Raw genomic sequence first — 17212 nt, forward strand, 5'->3', positions numbered from 1 at the left:
TTATTCTGGCTTTACTAAAAATAACGGCTGTCCGTACTCGACTAATTGGCCATCTTTTACAAGCACTTCAACAATTTCTCCGGTTACTTCAGCCTCAATTTCATTAAATAGCTTCATCGCTTCCACAATACAAACAATTGAATCCTTCGTTACTTTTGAACCTGCTTTTACATAAGCATCCGCATCTGGACTTGGAGAAGCATAGAATGTTCCTACCATTGGTGAAGTGATTTTATGTAAATTCGTATCCTCTGTTTCAACAGTTGCAGCCTTTGGTGCTTCCTGTTTAACCGCAGAAACAGGTGCCTGCGGTGCTGGAGCCTGGGCTGGCGCAGGGGCTGCTTGAACAGCAGCAGGAGCTTGAGCAGCTGCCGGTTGTACAGCAGGCTGAACAACAGTTACACCATTATTCTTCTTCATTTGAATTTTAGAGCCTTCGTTTTCATATACAAATTCTTCAATACTGGATTGGTCAACAAGTTTAATCAATTCGCGAATTTCTTGAACCTTTAACATTGAATAACACCCTCTTGTTCAAATTAAAATTATTACTTACTACTAATACTATACCTTAATACTTAATCAGAGTTCAATCATCTTCATTATAAAACACAAAAATAGGAAAGCGCAAAAGCGCTTTCCTAACCTCTCTTTTTATTTGGATGGCTGGAAAGTAACGGCTACAAAATTGCTTTCACCGATCTCCTTTTTCACTTCCAATATTATTTTATTTGCAGCAGAAGCAGATGGCTTTTTCTTGGATTTAACTGTTACTCTTACCTTTTCACCATCGGCTCTTACCAATGCATCCTCATAGCCCATTGTTTTAATCATTGTTTCTAAGAGTTCTTCCTTTTGGGCAATGTCATTCAGCTTTTGCATTTGATCCTTTGCTTTCATCCGCTCTTCTGCAGGCAGATCAGTCGAAGCCATAGTGGCTGTTAATTCTTCCTTCTGTTCGCCACGCAGTTCATCAAGCTTTAAGCGGAGCTCTTCAAATTCCGCATCACCAGCAACTGTAGAAACGACAGTTTTTCCGTCCTTTGCTTCGGTTTTCGTTTTAGTATCCTTATTAGCCGCTTGGTTCTTTACATTTTTCTCCACAGAGGCAAGGTCTGTGTTCTTTTGCTCAGGAGATGTAATGTAATAAACCGACAATACCACGACTAGACTCAACATTGTTAATAACCAAACTGTTTGCTTTTTCAATAACATTCTTAAAATCCCCCTTTTATTTTTTAGGCATAACCGCTACACGATGGCTCGAAACTCCTAAAACCCTTGTAACAGCTTCAACAATCCATTTTTTCACTTGAATATTGTCAGCACCTTTCGCTACTACTAAGACACCGCGTATTTCCGGCTTCTTAGTTTCCACGACAACTGGCACTTCTTTTTCGCCATTGCGGATAATCACTAGCTGTTCATCAACCGTATTATCTTGAACCTTGCGCTGACCGCCCTGCTGGTCGGACTCCTCAGTTGTTTGCGATTTGTTTGACCTATTCTTTTCGAAAATCTTCTTATCTGAGGAATCAATATTAACAACCACGGTAACATCATCGACACCCAGCATTTCCTGGAGTGCTTTCTTTAATTGGTCCTCGTATTTTTCTTCATATTCAGCAATGGTTTTATTGCCAGAGCTTTTATTCAATCCAAAAGCGGCGACATCCTCACCTTCACCCGTCTTTGCGGTAGTGGCTGCCGGAATGGCCTTGGAGCCAGTTTCATTTTTTAACACGATATTTCCAACAAGCATTAGGCTTGCTCCAATACATAGAACAAGAAGCATATACTGGAATTTCCCCGGCTTTTTTCCCGTCTTTTCATCCTGCTCATCCATTCTAAGCAGTTTTTTCAGCCATGAAATTGGCCCTTGATTATTACCCATTCTTCTTCTGGATCCCCCCTTCAATCGAAACATCAACTGTTTCTTCTGTTACGTTCCATTTTTTAGAGAGAAATGCGGCAATTTTTTCTGTTTCTTCTGCCCGATTTTTAGATGGAAGAGGTGCTTCTGTGTTGATTACTACTGGTTTAACTGCTTCGACTGTCTTTCCGCCTGTTTCTGGCTGTTTCAGAAGAACCATTACCTTTTGGAGGTTTTCAGGGAATGCTCGGTCACTTTCTACGTTTGTTTCTACATCAATTTGTGCGATTTCCAATCCATACTTCTCCATTAACTCCCCCTCTACACCCTTTTTTAGCTGGACAGCCATTTCTTTTAAAATATATGCATCCTGAGAGGCTTGTATTTCTTTTTTCTTCGAATCTATTAAATTTTTCATATTTTTTTCTCCGGGAGACTGATAAGAAGGGATAGCTGCAATAGCTCCCTCAAAATCCTTTGAGATAATCTTGAAGAGAGGAGTTAGAATAATGGCAATTAACAAAAGACCCGTCACCATCTTCGTATATTTCTGCATGCTTGAATTCGGCAGCAGCATATCAATCACCGTAGCCAGCAGGATAAATAGAATGATATTTGTAACCCACTCTTTTAAAAATTCCATTTTACTCACCCACCCCCTATCGCATCATCATCGTCACGTTCCCGGCTGCTATTATGACTGTAATACTTAGAAAAAACATCAATGAGACAATCCCTAATGCCGCGAAAACATAGATGACACTTTTGCTGATAATATCTAGGCAAGTGATAATGGGCCCTCCACCTAACGGCTGAAGGATGGCTGCAGCAAATTTATAGATAAATGAAATCATCAAGATTTTAAATGCTGGGAAGGCAACAATAATCAGCAAAATGGCGACTCCAGCAATCCCGACTGAATTTTTTAAAAGCACTGAGGCACTGACAACCGTATCAGTCGCATCGGTAAACATCCTGCCAATAACCGGGATGAAGTTTCCAGTAATAAATTTGGCCGTCCGAATCGTAATTCCGTCTGTTACCGCTGTAGATGCTCCCTGGACGGAAATAACCCCTAAAAATACGGTTAAAAACAGTCCCATTAATCCGATACTCCAGTTTCTTAACAGCGCGGCCAATTGAGTGACCTTATATTGATCAGACATCGTGCTTACAATGCTTAATAAAGCTGCTAGGAACAAAAGCGGCAGAATTACGTATTGCATTAATAATCCACTCATATTCATCAAAAACAAGATAACAGGATGAAAAAACGCTGCCGACACCAGTCCGCCGGATGCTGCCATTAAAGCGAGCAGCAAAGGAATCAAGGCAAGCACAAAGGAGATCATTGTTCCAATTGCTTCGTTGGTATAGGAAATTGCAATATGAAAACTATTTAAAGCGATAATCACGAGCACCATATATACAATCGCATAGGCCACTTTGCTGATGTTGCTTTTTTCAAATGCATTTTGCATCGATTGCAGAAACATGCTGAATATCGATAGCATGATTAATGAGCCGAGCAATTTACCATTGGCCAGGAACTCATGGAAAAGGAATTTAAGAAATCCCATTCCCCACTGCTTTAACGAAAACTCTTTCTCACCTTTAATAAAGTCATACAGGCTTCCCTTTTGGCTCTCTGGAAGAAATCCGCCATATTTATCGCTGATATCCTCCCAAAATTGTTTAAGCTCCGATAAATCTAGGCTTTCAAGCTGAGAATCAACTAGTTCTTGCGCCGAAAGAGGATTGGAATTCGCCTGTGAGGCTTCTGTCCCCTCGGCAGCTTGGACACTAGGGCTATAGCAAAAAAAGACTAAGAGAATGATAATTGGAATAATCTGCAGCCACTGCTTCATCTTTTACTAACACCTCTTCTTCGAAAACGACTCTAATTCGGAATTAGTTTGATAATGGTTTCAATTAAAACAGTAAGAATTGGTATGGCCATGGCAAGAATAATCACTTTTCCTGCTAATTCGATTTTCGAAGCGACAGCCCCCTGCCCTGCATCCTTCGTAATCTGAACTGCAAATTCAGCAATATAGGCAATCCCAATTATTTTAAGTATCGTTTCAACATAAACAAGATTCACCTTTGCATTTACGGCTAGTCTTTCGAGCATATGAATGATTTCATAGATCTTGTCCACTAGAAAAAGAAATATCGAGCAGCCGACAAAGACAATTAATAGGAAGGCAATGTTCGGTTTTTGTTCTTTAATAATTAAGGCAAGGAAGGTAGCGACGAGGGCAATCCCAACTATTTTAATAATTTCAATGGCAAAGCCCCCCTTTCTATTGGAACAAAAAGACAGATTTTATTTTTTGGAATAGATCATCTACGATGGATGCCACTTGAAATAAAATATAAATAAAACCAAACAAGGTAACCCATTGCGCATATTCCTTTTTCCCAACTTGATCAAGAACTGTATGCAAAAAGGCGACTACAATGCCGACACCGGCTATTTTGAAAATAATATCCACTTCTAAACCCATTGCTTTTCCCCCTAAAATAATAAAATTATCAATAATAATCCTGATAAGAATCCAAGACTCTTGACCATTTTTTCGTATTTCGCCTGTGCTTGGACAGCCTCTGCTTCTTCTCTTTCGAGATGTGTCAGCGTCAGCATGATGTGTTTCTGCTGGGAAAAGCGGTCATGTCGGCCAAGGGTTTCGCCAAATTGCCTCATAATTTCATATTCACCCTGTTTTAAAGCGGTCGATTTCCATATTTCCAGTAAACTCGTTTCCCAAGCCTCTTTTACAGTTGTCTCCGAATGGGTCAGCTTCCCTGCAAAGCTGTCAAAAAACGTGGACAGAGGTTTGGCCATTTGGGCGGCCAACCGTCTTGCGGCTTCATGAAGAGGTGTATGTCCATACATGATCTCAGCTTCAAGAGATTGCAGGGCAAATTTCAATGCTCTTAACTGCTTCGGCCGCTCACTCAAGTTTTTTGCGGCCTCAAAGCCTGTGAAGGTAGTGGCAACAACAATAAAAATGGCACCAATTAGCTTGACCATCTATGTCACGCTCACTTTTTGGTTCAATTTTTTTCCGCTTCCATCCAAAATTTCCGTTATGGTCCCCGGACCAGCCTTACGGTTAAGGATTATCAACCGATCAAAGATTCCTTGGCTGAGTATTTCCTTTAGCGAAGGCCTTTTACTGATTTCCTCGAGGCTCGTCCCATGTGTCGTCATTATCAACTTGATGCCGGCATGAACAGCTTCTTGGATTGCTTCGGCATCTTCTTTGCGGCCAATTTCGTCTACGACTAGAACTTCCGGGCTCATCGAGCGGATCATCATCATCATTCCCTCCGCTTTTGGGCAGGCATCGAGTACATCTACCCGATACCCGAAGGTTAATTGCGGGATTCCATTCACACATCCCGCTATTTCACTCCGTTCATCGACAATGCCTACTTTGGAGGCTTGGATGTTCCGATAACCTGTTGAGATGATTCTCGCAATATCTCGCAGCAATGTCGTTTTACCTGTCTGCGGAGGCCCGATGATCATCGTGTTCATCCAATTTCCATCGCAGAGGTAGGGAATAATTGGTTCTGCGCTGCCAAGTTTTTCTTTCGCAATTCGAATATTAAACGAAGATATATCCCTTATCGCCTTAACTCTTTCATTCTCTAGAATGACTTTTCCAGCAAGACCGATTCGATGGCCGCCTGAAACAGTGATATATCCGCGCTTAAGCTCCTCATCTAGCGTATAAATGGAAAAATGGCTAATTTTATTCATTAACTGAACCGCATCTTCAGGCTGAATAATATACGATAGGAAGGTTGGCGCTCCCTTCATCGTTAATTCGATGGGCCGATTAATACGAATCCGAATTTCTTCGATTTCATTCTTTTGAATAGGAGGGATATGATTGATCAGGTCGGCGATTTTTCTTGGTAAAAAATTAAGTAAGGTTTCCACGAAAGCTTCCTCCTTGATTTACCCTTCTCATTAATTAAAATGTATGCCTGCTTGGACACATTATGACTATCAAATCTTCTAAAAGTTCCTTTCACTCTATTTTTTTACATTTATTTAATAGAAACGAAAAACGGGGACAGTTCTACTGCTTCAAAAGCAGAAGAACTGTCCCCGTGCATCATTTATCGTATTTCTTGATCCAGTTATAAATTTGCATTTCGGTAACCGGACCGTTGTAGTGCTCTCTTATAATTCCTTGCTTATCAATGACAAAAGTCTCAGGCTGGCCAGTTACGTTAAATTGCTTGGAAACTTTGGCATTATAATCGAACAGGTAAACCATTCCTTCTTTATTGTTATTTGTTACCTTTTTAATCCGGTCAATGGTTTCACCTCGGTTGATCATCAATAGTGGATATTTATTGCCATAATCCTTTTGATAGGCTGCTAACTCCGAAAACTCATCCTTACAAGGCTTGCACCAGCTTGCAAAGTAGTTTAAGACCACAACTTTGCCCTTATAGTCCGAGAGCTTTGTTGTCCCTCCTTGATAATTAGGCAGTTCAAAATTATAGGCATGATCGCCAACATCGGTATGTTTTCCTTTGGTGACGAGACTATAACCAAAAAAGCCGAACATCGCGATAATAAGAATCAACACGAGTGATTTGATAACCCGCTGGTTCATTCGCACTTCCTCCTGACGGGCTGTCTCCCAGCCTTATTCCTTCCTATTTATCTAGTTGTTTTAAATACTTAATTTCCTTTTTTAGTTTGTCATGCCGTTTTCCGATGATTAACATATACGCAAAAATCACAACCCAAGCAACAGAATAAGCACCTAACATATATTCATAATTCATAATCGGTTCCTCCTATTTATCTAATGATTCTCTTAATCTTTCCTTATATTGTTCCACTGTTATTTTCATTTTTTCAAAAGAAACACCCTTATGAAGCAGATAGGAATAAAGAATAGTAAAAGCTGTAATCGTGACTAGCAAGGCGACAAGCATTGTATCCTCAATTCCGCCCCCTTTTTGGGAAGGTCCTTCACCAAAAACAATTGGATGAAACTTTGTCTGCCACCAGCGGATTGCAAAGAAGACAATCGGAACGTCGGCAAAGCCAATAATTCCAAAGACCGCGGCGAGTCTTGCTTTCTTATCCCAAACCCCATCCATTTGCCGAATCATGATATAGGCAATGTAAATAAAGAATAGAATGAGTGTTGTAATAAGGCGCGGTTCCCACACCCACCAGGTATTCCAGGCGGATCTTGCCCAGATTGGACCTGTTGTTAGAACGATAATCGTGAAAACAACACCAATTTCTGCGGAAACATAGGCATACGTGTCATAAATTCTTTTCCGCTTTATTAAAAATAAAATGCTAAAAACAAACGTTATAAAAAAGGCCAAGAAGGCCAGCCACGCTGAGCTTACATGGTAATAGAAAATTTTTTGCGCAGCCCTCATTGTATTTTCTTCATTTGCAAATAAGAAGATAAAATATAGTGCCGTAAGCATCGATATGATGGTTGCGCCAAACAATATTTTACCTAGGTAAACACTTTTCGTGTCTGTCATTTGCGAAGGGGACATGACCACTTTTTCCCGTTCGAGATTCATACTCATCACTTAAACCTCCAGCACATAATCAATTAATAAGAAACAAACAACAAAGAAAATCACATCATACGCCGTAACCAGCTGAATCCACGCCAAAGCGCTTGAAAATTTATCCATGTTCGTTAAAATGATTTTTGTTGCCTGAACCACGCCTATTAAAATAGGGGTGGTAATTGGAAATAACAACAGCGGCAGCAGCATTTCACTGCTTTTGGAATTTGCAGCAAGTGCCGCCAAAAACGTTCCGATGGCAATAAAGCCAAAGCTACCTAAAAAAATCACCAATAGAAAATGCGGAAAACTGCCAAAAAATTTAAAATCAAATAATAAGAACAAAAACGGAACAGAAACAATTTCTACAACTAATATCATCGCAAAGTTTGCCAAGAACTTGCCTAAGTAAATACTGGAGGCCTCCATCGGTGCAACAAGCAGTCCTTGAATCGTATCATTCCGCTGCTCCGAAATGAACGACCGGTTAAGACCCAAAATACCGGAAAACACAATAATGACCCAAATAATCCCAGGTATTACAGCCTTTGTCGTGTTATTGGCCGGGTCAAAAGCAAAGCTGAACACAACAATGACGAGTCCGGCAAAGATAATTTGCGTAACCAAAATTTGCTTTGTTTTTAACTCTGAATATAAATCTTTTTGGGCAAGCAAGAAGGCTGTGCGAAATAGATTCATGATACACCCTCCACCTGCAGGTCATATTTTTGTGAAATATATCCCAGGTTTGAATTTTCAATTCTAAAGTCATCGACAATTTTGCCGTTTTTGACAATAACAATGCGGTCGCAGATTTCCGCAGCCTGCTTGAAATCATGGGTGACCATTAAGGTTGTCGTTCCTATCTCTTTCATGGAGAGAATCACGTTGTTCAAAATGCCAATAGCACCTTGGTCCAGCCCAGTATGAGGCTCATCCAGCAGCAATACTTCAGGTTCATGAATTATCGCTCTGGCAATGGCAATTCGTTGGATCATACCGCGCGAGAAGTTTTTGACCGGTTCATTTAAAAAGAAGGATAAGCCAACTTCTTTAACAAGCTCGGCCGCTTTTTGTTCTACATTTTTAACCCCATATATTTTCCCGAAGAAGGTGAGGTTCTCTAATGGGGAATAATGTTCGTAAAGCAAGCTGGAATGAGGCAGATAGCCTAATATTTTTTTTATTTCAAGTGTATCGTTCTTCAAGTCCAAACCATTGATCTTGATCATTCCTGATGTCGGTTTAATCAAAGAAGCCAGCACCTTTAGAAGCGTGCTCTTTCCTGCCCCGTTAGGACCAAGAATCCCGACAGTTTCCCCTTTTTCAATAGAGAGGTCTACACCACGTAAGATTAGCTTGTTGTCAGCCTGCTTCGTCAGCTTTTTAATGTCTATCATTTGCGTATCCCTCCCATTCCAGCTGCTATTCTACAAAATTGCGTAAATTTAATTTCACCTGAACCAAATGCTGTTTGTAAGCATCAAGCTTGGCGTGAAATTCCTCTTCAGTCAGCTTTCCATCGCCAAAGGTTTCTTCCAATTCGATAATCTTATCCATAATCGCTTTTTGCTTGGACATCAACAGCTTAAAGGCTTTTTCCTCCTTATCAGCCCCAAGTCGCTCACTTTCTAATCTCGCTTTTCTTCTAAAGTAGGCATAGTAGGAAATTCCTGCAACCATGATTGCTCCTAAGATAATCAGAAAAATATGCGGATTAACACGATGCAACGGTGATTGGGCCCACATCCTGAGGTGGCCCGGATTATGGAAAGCCGGAGCCGTGTGGGTAACAGACGTATTTTTTTCCGTTCCCCCTGCTGTCTGTGTTTGTGCGGCGTTATCTTCTTTGGGCTGGATATCCTGGTTATAGCCTAGCGTAAAGGTTTGACCCGCTTTTATATTTTCAATGCTGTATCCCCAATAATTTTGGTCATCAAACTTGAAAAGTCCCTGATTGGTTGACTGTGCCCCTGTTATCTCGATGCTTCCTCTGCCCTCTGGTACGAGAATTTGCAGCATCTTTACCTGGTAATCAACCGTTAGATTGATTTCTTTATCCTTTGGAATCCGATAGCTATAGGGCAGTACCATGGATTGATTGCCTGAAATCGATGTAGTTGTAATAAATCCTTTATCCGACTGTTTAAACGCAATTTTGTTATCTAGAAAATTTAAATCCTTGGCTCCCTCCGGCAGCGTTACAGTTAGTACCGCTTCATTCTGGCTATCACCTTTATACTCTTCTGACGATTTATTAGTGTAATCCACCATATTCATCAGATTTGTTGAACCGTCTTCGGCCGGACTGACAACCAGATAATGCATATCAATCAAAATATTAGAGCCGGATGCTGCCAACCCCTTTACAGGAATAATCATCGTCAGCCAAAGGAGGAGGATGGTGATTTTACGAATCACATTTCATCCCTCCTTTTGCTTTTGTAACTTTTCATTTGTTCTTCAATTTCTTTTTCCACTTCAGCCATTAAAACTTTATCTGTGGTGCCGCTGATCATTTCTTCTTCCTTCATAATGCACGCTATTTCTATTTCATATTGTCTTTTTAAATTTTTATAATCAGCAGGGGAAAGCTTATCCATTTTGTACTCAAACTCTATTTCGTTCAACGTTGTCAATAGGGCTTCCTTTGTTGATGCCAAGTCTTGATTTTTCAAACTGAGATGTAAGTACGTATCCCACTTAAATAGCGGTGTCAATATTAGAAACAAGCAAGTTAACGCCAAGGCAGCGGAAAAAATCATCGAAATGATGGAGATATCGTGCATTTTTGTTCACATCCTATAGATACTTTTTGCGTTCTTCATCAATTATGGAAGAGAGAATTTCCCCTTCCACTTCTTCCACAGTTGTCTGATTTTCCATCACCAGTTCTTCCGCCCCTTTTCGTTTGACCCATTTACGAATAACAAAGAACAATCCACCACCAGCGGTACCTAATGCCACAAATGGCAGTACCCAGACAGTCAAACTAAATCCGTTTTTCTCAGGAGCGGTTAAAATTTCTTCGCCATAAATATTCACGTAATATTCACGGATCTTGTCCTTATCCCAGCCCTTATTCATCATATCGGCCAGATCAGATTTAAAATCCTTTGTTAATTGGCATGTATTAGGATCGCATTCATAATGGTCCTGTCCGCACCCGCATGTACAGGCAAACTGCTGCGAAACGGCTTTAAATTCTGATGATTTATAGTCAAATTCTTTTGCTTCTGCATGAAAGATTGAACCTTGGAAGATAAACGCAATAAGGATGAGCCCCAGATAAATTTTATTTCTCATGCTATGCCACCTCTTTGCCTACCCCGGTGTATCTCGGAGTAACATTTCCATATTTTCCGTTCCAAACCGCGAAAAGTGCACCGATGACAATCATAAATGATCCCATCCATAACCAGTTCATCATCGGATTAACCTTTACCACAAATGTAGCCTTCCCATCATCCTCCCAGGCACTTAAAACAATATATAAGTCTTCCTTTATTGATGAGATAATCGCCACTTCAGAAGAAGGCTGCTCCCAGTTTCCATAGAAAACTTTTTCGGGCTGGAAAGTGCCTAATCTTTTTCCATCTTTAAATACCGTTACATCAGCGTAAACAATATCGTTTATACCCTCTCGTTTTTGGTCAAGCCGCTCGTAATTTAACCGATAATTATTAATCTCAAGCGAACCGCCTAATGGTACCGTTTTCATTGTTTCAACATCATAGTTTTGTGAGCCAATAATCCCCATCGTGATAAAGGCAATTCCAAGGTGAACAATATATCCCCCGTAACGCCGACGGTTTCGAATCATCAGGCGGTAAAGGGCAGTTAACGTTTTTTCCTTCGTCATCTTTCTTCTCGCCTTCACACCTCTATAAAACTCTAAAAAGTGAGTGATAAATAATAGAGTAATAACTCCGTAGCCAATGACGGCCCAAGCTTTCTGAATACCCAGTACCCCCATTAAAACCATAGCGATAACAGCCAGGATGGCGGGAATCAAAAAGTTCTTCCGAAGATTTTTCACACTTGAACGCTGCCAAGCCAAGAGCGGACAAACTGCCATAACAAACATCATGGACAATAGAATCGGCGCTTCTACTTTATTGAAGAATGGCAGGCCGACCGTTACCTTTGTGCCTCGGACTGCTTCTGAAACGAGGGGGAAAATCGTTCCCCAGAAAACAGCAAAGGCTGCACCAACAAGCAGCAGGTTATTAACTAAAAAGCTGCTTTCCTTTGAGACAAAGGATTGAAACTCTCCCGCACTGCGTTTTAGCAAATTATAGCGGCTCATCAGCACATACAATGCACCAATTACCGCAATAGCCATAAAGATTAAGAAATATAATCCCAAATTGGAATTCGCAAAGGCATGCACTGATGTCAATACACCGCTTCGAACGAGGAATGTGCCGAATAGTGTCAGGGCATAGGAAACGATAATTAGGCAGATATTCCAGATCTTCAGCATGTTCTTACGTTCTTGAATCATCACCGAATGCAGGAAGGCAGTGGCTGTCAGCCAAGGCATAAACGAAGCGTTCTCAACCGGGTCCCAGGCCCAGTAGCCGCCCCAGCCTAACTCTACATAGGCCCACTGGCCGCCAAAAATATTTCCAAGACTCAGGAACAACCAGGCGATAATGGTCCAGCGTCTGGTCATTTTAATCCAAAAGTCATCGACGTTTTTCAAGATTAAGGCCGCCATTGCAAAAGCAAATGGGATTGCAAGACCTACATAACCAAGGTAAAGTGTGACAGGGTGTATAATCATTCCTGGATTTTGCAGCATTGGGTTTAAACCTTTTCCTTCAAGCGGGACCTCATCAAGCAACACAAATGGCTTTGCGACAAATCCCAAGATAAGAAAGAAGAAAACGGCATTGGCCATTAGGATGGCTGATATGTATGGAACCATTGGGTTCCCTTTCATCTTCCTTGAAAACACAATCATGACGGTATATAAAGTTAAGAAGAATGTCCAAAGTAATAAGGAGCCGGCATTTCCTGCCCATAGGGCAGTCAGTTTGTAAATAATCGGCAGTTCGCTGCTGGTATAGTCTTTTACGTATTCGAATTGGAATTGGGAAGCAGCTAATAGATAGAACATCGACAGCATGGCCAGTGACGTACAAACAAGTAATGCAATTGTTCCGCTTTTTCCACTGTTTATGAGCTTTTGATTTTTTGTACTGATTCCAAGTGTAATAACCAAGAACGAATAGATTGCAACCGCAAATCCTATATAAATGGCTGCATTAGCAAATAGATACATTTCGTCACCTTCTTATGTTTGCCTGTTATTTTTCTTTCGGCGGCTGATTCAGCTTGTCCTTATGAGTTTCAGGATCGTAGTTCTTCATGTCTTTTCCTTCATATTTGGAAGGGCATCTTGTTTTCACTGATTCAGCAGCGAAAGTGTCTTCTTTGGTCGGCGAGCCTTGGAGAATGGTAATTACTCCTTCAGAGAAATTGTCAGGCTTTGGTCCATTATGGATGACATGCATGATATGTCCTTCGTTGTCTTTCACATCAAATTTCAGCTCTATTTTGTCAGGATTCCATTTAATAGAGTCTTCGATTAATAGCCCTTCGACGGTTACAAAATCATCTTTGTGCTCATCTTGGGTGGCCAAGAGATCTTTTAAGGTTAATTCAATTCCGCTCGAACCTGGAGTAGCGGCCATTAAGAGAAAAACAATTGCACCGGCGATGATAAAACCTCCGAGGAGAACTAACGTATTTTTCTTCACTCTTCTCACCTCATTAAATTAATTTTTTCATTTCTTCATCGTACGTTTCTTGGTCAACCTTGCCTGTTAGCAGCTTTTTCCTAAGTTCCTTTTTGGCTTCAACATTCATTGACTTATTTTCTTTTTTGTTCGAAGCTTGTTTCATAGCTTGAGGTTTTGTTTGTTTCAGTCTTTTGGCCATACTTTCCGCATTTGCCTTCATTCCTAGGTAGACGAATGCGCCGGCAATAATCAGGGCGATTCCGATAATGGATGCTCCACCGATGCCGATAATAGGACGTTTTACTGTGTCCTTATTGCCATCGCTATCTAAAACTTGATCTGTCGCGCTGCCGTTCACGCCAGAATGGTTTTCATCATTTGGAGGCTGAACCTTACTCATCGCTTCCATCGTTGATTCTGTTCCCGTTTTCTTGTAAGTAAAGGAGTACTTTAAATTTTCACCGGCTTTTACATTTTTATATTGATAGAAATAAAGCTCTTCTCCATATTCGTTTTTTGAATTCTCCTGCGCCTGTGGTTCAGCTTGTATATTCTTGGCATTCATCGGCGCGTAAAACACAACATCAAGCTGTTCTGTTTCGGCGCTATTTTTATATTCGTATGTAAAACTTTTTTGGTCCTTCACATTAATAGACTGCGTATAGTATTCAATAACGAATTGATAGGTTTCGTTATTTTTAATGGTCTTGCCCGGTTTCCAGACAACCACTCCCTTGTCTTTGTCAACATCATAAGGGCGCTGAACCTCTGGCTTATCTTTTTCCGGGAATTCGGCTACCAGGAAGACCTCAAACCCTTTATCCTTTGCGGGAACAGGAATTTCTATTTTCCCTTCATAATCTTGCCCGCTTTTATTGGTAATCGTTCCGTACATTCCCACCAGCAAGGAAGGAATATCCCTCGATGGCCAATCCTCCGGATAATCAAACTCCGGCATGACTTGAATTTGCATACTTTTATATGGAAACTTTTCCGGCTGAAATACTGTCTCTGCGCTTACTTTCGGTACAATCAGGCTTGTCATAAATGCTAAAATAACGAATAATGCCATCCATTTCCATTTCCGCATAGTTATCCTCCTTGAATCAAAAAGCTCTTTAAAACTGTGACTTTTTCACTATAGTCCTCTTTGAAATAAATATAATCTTTCTCGGTTGCCAGTTGTTGATGGACTATTGAACATTTTGTTAACCAGCAAGAATCGTTGCCTTTTCGTCAAAAAACAACCATAAATTGTTCACATTTGTAAAAATAGGATATATTACACGCAAAAAAAACAGCCCTAAATCTTTTAAAAGATTTAAGGCTGTTTTTTACGTCATTTCGGTTCTAGTGAACGGATATAAGCGGTTATGTCAGAAATATCCTGTTCAGTGAGTTGTCGGGCGCCTTCTTTGCCTTTCAATGATGGTCCCATCCGAGTTTCTTCACGCCCATAAGCAGTCCCAATCCAAATTTGTTTGTCACTTGTATACTTCAAGTATTGGGGACTGGAAAGGGCTGTTCCCATTTTGATTTTTCCTGCTCCATTTTCACCGTGGCAGGAGAGACAATAAAGCTTATATTGTTCTTTGCCTCGGTCAGGGTCTCCTGATTTTGATACCGATGCTTTTAAGTCCAGTTCCTCTGTCTGCCATTCTCTCATAAACGCAACTAGATTCTTCAAATCCTTTTCGGATAAACGAGTTTCATAGGAGGGCATGCTTGTCCCTTCCCGCCCATATTTCACATAATTGTAAAGGTCTTGATCAGAAACGGAACTTAAAAAATGCTGATTATTGATCGCTGTACCTTCCCTTGCTCCTTCACCTTTACCTGTTTCACCATGGCAGGCAAGGCAATTTTTTTCGTACACTTTCTCACCTGCTGCAACAGCCATGGAATTTTCACTGCTGAAAATGCCGCTATTGGCAATGCAAAATACAATGCCAATTGTAATTAAAATATAAGTTCCGACTAAAATATTCTTCATGGGCTGCTCCTTATTTTGGTTCAGGTGTAGGAGTCGGTTCCCCAAAATCTTCGTACTTCGTAGTAATTAGTTGATAAATCTTCTTAGGGCTTTTACCGTCAAGATGCATCTCTACCGCCTCCCGGGCGATATCTATACAGACGTCTCACGATATTCCCATCGAATCCCAGTCTTTTACTGCATTCCCCGACCCGAATTGGTCAACAAAGCAATCGAGGTTGCTTTCATGGCCATCCTGTGCAAAACAGCCGCAATAGCATGGGACCTGCGCTAGTACCTTCGGGTATGTAGCCGCCATAATATAGGTTTCTTTAATTTGATCAGATGAATTTAACACATAATCAGGCAACGGTTCGTGCTTTTTATCAAGGGCCCATTTATTATCACTGACATTTGATCCGCATCCTGCCGCTATAAAGACAATAGCAATGCAAAGAACAAAAAGCGAAGGTATTCTTTTCAAAAGTTGTCACCTCTTCCAGCTTGATATCATAAATTCATTTTAACAAATAGAACGACAACGATCAGACGTTAATTCTTACTATTTGGTGAAGTTTTTAAGCTTGATAAAATACAAATTTATTGAACAACCTTCGAGCTCCCCAAAATTGGTTATCCACTAAAATATTTATCTTGTCTCCCGTACTATTTTGTAAAACAGACGCTTAAAGATGTAACAATGACTACATCATTGGGAGTGGCTGCCATGAATATTGATGGAGTTTTTTCCGGAGGAGGAATAAAGGGATTTGCGCTTATTGGGGCGTGTGAAGAAATTGAAGAACGAGGTTTCAAATTTGTCAGGGTCGCTGGAACTAGTGCAGGCTCCATAATTGCTGCTTTAATTGCTGCAGGTTATACAAGCAAAGAAATCTATCAGCTCATTGACGAAGTTGAATTAAGTAATCTGCTCGATCCCCGCAAAACCATCATACCTTTTAAACTTGCCAAATGGCTGTTACTTTATTGGAGATTAGGACTCTACAAAGGGAATGAATTGGAAAGGTGGCTTAAGAAAAAATTAGAAGCCAAAGGACTGAGAACTTTTTCGGATTTACCTCCTCATTCGTTAAGGATTATCGCTTCAGACCTTTCTAATGGACAAATGGTTGTTATTCCTGATGATTTACCGAAATACGGGATTTCACCAGGCTCTTTTTCGATTGCCAAGGCCATCCGCATGAGCTGCAGCATCCCATATTTCTTTGAACCAGTAAGATTGCAGACAAAGGACGGGACAAATGTTTTAGTGGACGGAGGGGTATTAAGTAATTTTCCAATGTGGCTGTTTGACCAGGAAAATATAAAAAAAGTAAGACCTGTCCTCGGTATTAAATTAAGTCCAAATGAATATGAACATGAAAAGCATAAAATAAATAACGCGATTGAGCTTTTCGGGGCATTGTTTGAAACAATGAAGGATGCTCACGATTCCAGATATATTTCCAAAAAACATGCCGAAAATATTATATTTATCCCTACAGAAGGGGTAATGACCATTGAGTTTCATTTAACGGAGGAAAAGAAACAGAAGCTTGTGAACTTAGGCAGGGAACGGGCGAGAAGATTTTTAAATAAATGGAGTTATTAATAAAGCAGTTAGAAAAAAAGAAAAATCGAGCGGTTAAAAAGACGCCCGATTTTTCTTTTTTCCTTTTTTTCCATCAATGACGGTAAGATGGGCAGGGGGCTTCTTTTTCGCCTTGCCTTTCTTTAATGTCGTCAATGTACCTAAAGTGGAACCTTTTGGATTTGTCTCTCCACTTCGATGGTGCAAGCGCTTTTTAGACCTTCTTGCAGCTTTAAGAAATGCCCGCTGCTCTTTTTTCTGAGGGCTCGAATTTGAAAACTTGCGAACAACAAAATATATGACCAAACCAAGTAAAACGAAGACAGCTATTTTTTGCAAAAATGCAGCCGGGTCGGCCGTAAAAGAACCATAAAGCCCAAGTAAAGAAAGGATAATAAGTACCCCCACAATATATGCGGATGTCCGATTTTTCAAGAACGCCACCTCCC

Annotated in this window: 24 protein-coding genes; 1 reads left to right on the forward strand and 23 read right to left on the reverse strand. The window is 40.5% G+C overall.

What is annotated here, in order from left to right; translation table 11 throughout:
- The 22 genes from accB to ACZ5AE_RS21390 all read right to left on the reverse strand — a co-directional run bounded on the left by accB (window position 1) and on the right by ACZ5AE_RS21390 (window position 15656).
- Entirely contained in the window at window positions 1-516 is a 516-nt protein-coding gene (accB, locus tag ACZ5AE_RS21285) for an acetyl-CoA carboxylase biotin carboxyl carrier protein (protein ID WP_464566559.1), read from the reverse strand.
- A 138-nt stretch (window positions 517-654) separates the two neighbouring features.
- Complete coding sequence (locus ACZ5AE_RS21290; RefSeq protein ID WP_464566560.1) at window positions 655-1215, reverse strand: SpoIIIAH-like family protein; 561 nt, start codon at window positions 1213-1215, stop codon at window positions 655-657.
- 16 nt (window positions 1216-1231) lie between these two features.
- On the reverse strand, window positions 1232-1894 hold the full coding sequence (spoIIIAG, locus tag ACZ5AE_RS21295) for a stage III sporulation protein AG (protein WP_464566561.1): 663 nt from the start codon (window positions 1892-1894) through the stop codon (window positions 1232-1234).
- Window positions 1887-2516, reverse strand: coding sequence for a stage III sporulation protein AF (gene spoIIIAF / locus ACZ5AE_RS21300; RefSeq protein WP_464566562.1), 630 nt, complete (start codon window positions 2514-2516; stop codon window positions 1887-1889). The genes spoIIIAG and spoIIIAF overlap by 8 nt, the downstream gene beginning before the upstream one ends.
- Before the next feature lie 16 nt (window positions 2517-2532).
- The gene (spoIIIAE, locus tag ACZ5AE_RS21305) at window positions 2533-3741 is read right to left on the reverse strand and encodes a stage III sporulation protein AE (protein ID WP_464566563.1); all 1209 of its coding nucleotides are present in this window, start codon (window positions 3739-3741) and stop codon (window positions 2533-2535) included.
- Window positions 3742-3773: 32 nt separating this feature from the next.
- Window positions 3774-4154, reverse strand: a complete 381-nt coding sequence (gene spoIIIAD / locus ACZ5AE_RS21310) for a stage III sporulation protein AD (protein ID WP_284037974.1) — start codon at window positions 4152-4154, stop codon at window positions 3774-3776.
- 25 nt (window positions 4155-4179) lie between these two features.
- A complete protein-coding gene (spoIIIAC, locus tag ACZ5AE_RS21315; RefSeq protein WP_007084610.1) occupies window positions 4180-4383 on the reverse strand; it encodes a stage III sporulation protein AC in 204 nt (67 codons plus the stop codon).
- Between the two features lie 11 nt (window positions 4384-4394).
- The gene (gene spoIIIAB, locus ACZ5AE_RS21320) at window positions 4395-4910 is read right to left on the reverse strand and encodes a stage III sporulation protein SpoIIIAB (RefSeq protein ID WP_464566564.1); all 516 of its coding nucleotides are present in this window, start codon (window positions 4908-4910) and stop codon (window positions 4395-4397) included.
- On the reverse strand, window positions 4911-5828 hold the full coding sequence (gene spoIIIAA / locus ACZ5AE_RS21325) for a stage III sporulation protein AA (protein ID WP_464566565.1): 918 nt from the start codon (window positions 5826-5828) through the stop codon (window positions 4911-4913).
- A gap of 178 nt (window positions 5829-6006) precedes the next feature.
- Window positions 6007-6516: a TlpA family protein disulfide reductase gene (locus tag ACZ5AE_RS21330; RefSeq protein ID WP_464566566.1), complete on the reverse strand. Its 510-nt coding sequence runs from the start codon at window positions 6514-6516 to the stop codon at window positions 6007-6009.
- 43 nt (window positions 6517-6559) lie between these two features.
- Entirely contained in the window at window positions 6560-6691 is a 132-nt protein-coding gene (locus ACZ5AE_RS21335; RefSeq protein ID WP_464566567.1) for a CcmD family protein, read from the reverse strand.
- A 12-nt stretch (window positions 6692-6703) separates the two neighbouring features.
- On the reverse strand, window positions 6704-7465 hold the full coding sequence (locus ACZ5AE_RS21340) for a cytochrome c biogenesis protein (RefSeq protein WP_464566568.1): 762 nt from the start codon (window positions 7463-7465) through the stop codon (window positions 6704-6706).
- A 3-nt stretch (window positions 7466-7468) separates the two neighbouring features.
- Window positions 7469-8149 (reverse strand): heme exporter protein CcmB, encoded by a 681-nt coding sequence (locus tag ACZ5AE_RS21345; RefSeq protein WP_464566569.1) that lies wholly within the window; start codon window positions 8147-8149, stop codon window positions 7469-7471.
- Entirely contained in the window at window positions 8146-8850 is a 705-nt protein-coding gene (locus tag ACZ5AE_RS21350; RefSeq protein WP_464566570.1) for an ABC transporter ATP-binding protein, read from the reverse strand. Before ACZ5AE_RS21350 ends, ACZ5AE_RS21345 begins: the two co-directional genes overlap by 4 nt.
- 25 nt (window positions 8851-8875) lie before the next feature.
- The gene (locus ACZ5AE_RS21355; protein WP_464566571.1) at window positions 8876-9871 is read right to left on the reverse strand and encodes a hypothetical protein; all 996 of its coding nucleotides are present in this window, start codon (window positions 9869-9871) and stop codon (window positions 8876-8878) included.
- Entirely contained in the window at window positions 9868-10239 is a 372-nt protein-coding gene (locus ACZ5AE_RS21360; RefSeq protein ID WP_464566572.1) for a hypothetical protein, read from the reverse strand. Before ACZ5AE_RS21360 ends, ACZ5AE_RS21355 begins: the two co-directional genes overlap by 4 nt.
- Window positions 10240-10252: 13 nt before the next feature.
- Complete coding sequence (locus ACZ5AE_RS21365; RefSeq protein ID WP_464566573.1) at window positions 10253-10756, reverse strand: cytochrome c-type biogenesis protein; 504 nt, start codon at window positions 10754-10756, stop codon at window positions 10253-10255.
- A gap of 1 nt (window position 10757) precedes the next feature.
- Window positions 10758-12740, reverse strand: coding sequence for a heme lyase CcmF/NrfE family subunit (locus tag ACZ5AE_RS21370; protein ID WP_464566574.1), 1983 nt, complete (start codon window positions 12738-12740; stop codon window positions 10758-10760).
- Between the two features lie 25 nt (window positions 12741-12765).
- Window positions 12766-13218 (reverse strand): cytochrome c maturation protein CcmE, encoded by a 453-nt coding sequence (locus tag ACZ5AE_RS21375; RefSeq protein WP_464566575.1) that lies wholly within the window; start codon window positions 13216-13218, stop codon window positions 12766-12768.
- 13 nt (window positions 13219-13231) lie between these two features.
- Window positions 13232-14290 carry a hypothetical protein gene (locus ACZ5AE_RS21380; protein ID WP_464566576.1) on the reverse strand — a complete coding sequence of 353 codons (1059 nt, stop codon included), beginning with the start codon at window positions 14288-14290 and terminating at the stop codon, window positions 13232-13234.
- Window positions 14291-14539: 249 nt separating this feature from the next.
- Window positions 14540-15193 carry a c-type cytochrome gene (locus tag ACZ5AE_RS21385; RefSeq protein ID WP_464566577.1) on the reverse strand — a complete coding sequence of 218 codons (654 nt, stop codon included), beginning with the start codon at window positions 15191-15193 and terminating at the stop codon, window positions 14540-14542.
- Between the two features lie 10 nt (window positions 15194-15203).
- Window positions 15204-15656, reverse strand: a complete 453-nt coding sequence (locus ACZ5AE_RS21390; protein WP_464566578.1) for a PCYCGC motif-containing (lipo)protein — start codon at window positions 15654-15656, stop codon at window positions 15204-15206.
- 243 nt (window positions 15657-15899) lie between these two features.
- On the opposite strand from ACZ5AE_RS21390, the gene ACZ5AE_RS21395 reads away from it, so the two are divergent.
- Entirely contained in the window at window positions 15900-16784 is an 885-nt protein-coding gene (locus tag ACZ5AE_RS21395; protein ID WP_464573695.1) for a patatin-like phospholipase family protein, read from the forward strand.
- 33 nt (window positions 16785-16817) lie between these two features.
- Here ACZ5AE_RS21395 and ACZ5AE_RS21400 read toward each other — a convergent pair whose 3' ends face one another.
- Window positions 16818-17207 (reverse strand): SA1362 family protein, encoded by a 390-nt coding sequence (locus ACZ5AE_RS21400; protein ID WP_464566579.1) that lies wholly within the window; start codon window positions 17205-17207, stop codon window positions 16818-16820.
- Window positions 17208-17212: the final 5 nt, after the last annotated feature.

The organism is Neobacillus sp. S1227, assembly GCF_055385255.1.

Excerpts from the sequence above, each read along its gene's own strand:
- accB (WP_464566559.1), bottom strand. The coding sequence starts at position 516 with ATGTTAAAGGTTCAAGAAATTCGCGAATTGATTAAACTTGTTGACCAA.
- ACZ5AE_RS21290 (WP_464566560.1), bottom strand. The coding sequence starts at position 1,215 with ATGTTATTGAAAAAGCAAACAGTTTGGTTATTAACAATGTTGAGTCTA.
- spoIIIAG (WP_464566561.1), bottom strand. The coding sequence starts at position 1,894 with ATGGGTAATAATCAAGGGCCAATTTCATGGCTGAAAAAACTGCTTAGA.
- spoIIIAF (WP_464566562.1), bottom strand. The coding sequence starts at position 2,516 with ATGGAATTTTTAAAAGAGTGGGTTACAAATATCATTCTATTTATCCTG.
- spoIIIAE (WP_464566563.1), bottom strand. The coding sequence starts at position 3,741 with ATGAAGCAGTGGCTGCAGATTATTCCAATTATCATTCTCTTAGTCTTT.
- spoIIIAC (WP_007084610.1), bottom strand. The coding sequence starts at position 4,383 with ATGGGTTTAGAAGTGGATATTATTTTCAAAATAGCCGGTGTCGGCATT.
- spoIIIAB (WP_464566564.1), bottom strand. The coding sequence starts at position 4,910 with ATGGTCAAGCTAATTGGTGCCATTTTTATTGTTGTTGCCACTACCTTC.
- ACZ5AE_RS21330 (WP_464566566.1), bottom strand. The coding sequence starts at position 6,516 with ATGAACCAGCGGGTTATCAAATCACTCGTGTTGATTCTTATTATCGCG.
- ACZ5AE_RS21335 (WP_464566567.1), bottom strand. The coding sequence starts at position 6,691 with ATGAATTATGAATATATGTTAGGTGCTTATTCTGTTGCTTGGGTTGTG.
- ACZ5AE_RS21340 (WP_464566568.1), bottom strand. The coding sequence starts at position 7,465 with ATGAGTATGAATCTCGAACGGGAAAAAGTGGTCATGTCCCCTTCGCAA.
- ACZ5AE_RS21345 (WP_464566569.1), bottom strand. The coding sequence starts at position 8,149 with ATGAATCTATTTCGCACAGCCTTCTTGCTTGCCCAAAAAGATTTATAT.
- ACZ5AE_RS21350 (WP_464566570.1), bottom strand. The coding sequence starts at position 8,850 with ATGATAGACATTAAAAAGCTGACGAAGCAGGCTGACAACAAGCTAATC.
- ACZ5AE_RS21360 (WP_464566572.1), bottom strand. The coding sequence starts at position 10,239 with ATGCACGATATCTCCATCATTTCGATGATTTTTTCCGCTGCCTTGGCG.
- ACZ5AE_RS21365 (WP_464566573.1), bottom strand. The coding sequence starts at position 10,756 with ATGAGAAATAAAATTTATCTGGGGCTCATCCTTATTGCGTTTATCTTC.
- ACZ5AE_RS21370 (WP_464566574.1), bottom strand. The coding sequence starts at position 12,740 with ATGTATCTATTTGCTAATGCAGCCATTTATATAGGATTTGCGGTTGCA.
- ACZ5AE_RS21380 (WP_464566576.1), bottom strand. The coding sequence starts at position 14,290 with ATGCGGAAATGGAAATGGATGGCATTATTCGTTATTTTAGCATTTATG.
- ACZ5AE_RS21385 (WP_464566577.1), bottom strand. The coding sequence starts at position 15,193 with ATGAAGAATATTTTAGTCGGAACTTATATTTTAATTACAATTGGCATT.
- ACZ5AE_RS21395 (WP_464573695.1), top strand. The coding sequence starts at position 15,900 with ATGAATATTGATGGAGTTTTTTCCGGAGGAGGAATAAAGGGATTTGCG.